Origin of the sequence: Mesorhizobium sp. (assembly GCF_005063415.1) — a bacterium.
Taxonomy (GTDB): Bacteria; Pseudomonadota; Alphaproteobacteria; order Rhizobiales; family Rhizobiaceae; genus Mesorhizobium.
Map to the genome: position 1 here is coordinate 886 of NZ_SUEG01000186.1, position 448 is coordinate 1,333.

Here is a 448-nt window from a genome sequence, read left to right on the forward strand (position 1 = left end):
GCCTTGAATTCGGCATTGCGCGAAGCGCTCAACGCGTTCTTCGCCGTGCTGTCGCGCTACACGATCGCCGATCTGGTGGCGGCGCGCCCGAATGTGCGGCACCTGCTCGGCATCGACATGCTGGTGCAAAGGGCGCCGGCCGCCTGATTTCTCTGATTGCCTACGCTGCCGATTGCGGCAATACGAACGGCATGTTTGCGGCCGGCAACACGCCGACCTTCAGCCGGCAATCGAAGACCTTTTCGATCAGCTCGTCGCTGAGCACCTGTTGCGGCGAACCTGTAGCGGCGAGCCTGCCGCGATGCATGACGAAAATCCGGTCGGCATACATCGCCGTCAGATTGAGGTCGTGCAGGATGGCGACCACGCCGCCGCCCCGTCTGGCGAAATCACGCGCGATGTCCATGATGATCAGCTGGTGTTTGATGTCGAGGCTGGACACCGGCTC

At 62.5% G+C, this 448-nt stretch carries 2 pseudogenes; one reads left to right on the forward strand and one right to left on the reverse strand.

The window, feature by feature from the left end:
- Positions 1–147: pseudogene (gene rirA, locus E5W70_RS28750) on the forward strand (iron-responsive transcriptional regulator RirA); the annotation flags it as partial.
- A gap of 13 nt (positions 148–160) precedes the next feature.
- Here the strand turns inward: rirA and E5W70_RS28755 are convergent.
- Positions 161–448: pseudogene (locus tag E5W70_RS28755) on the reverse strand (iron ABC transporter); the annotation flags it as partial.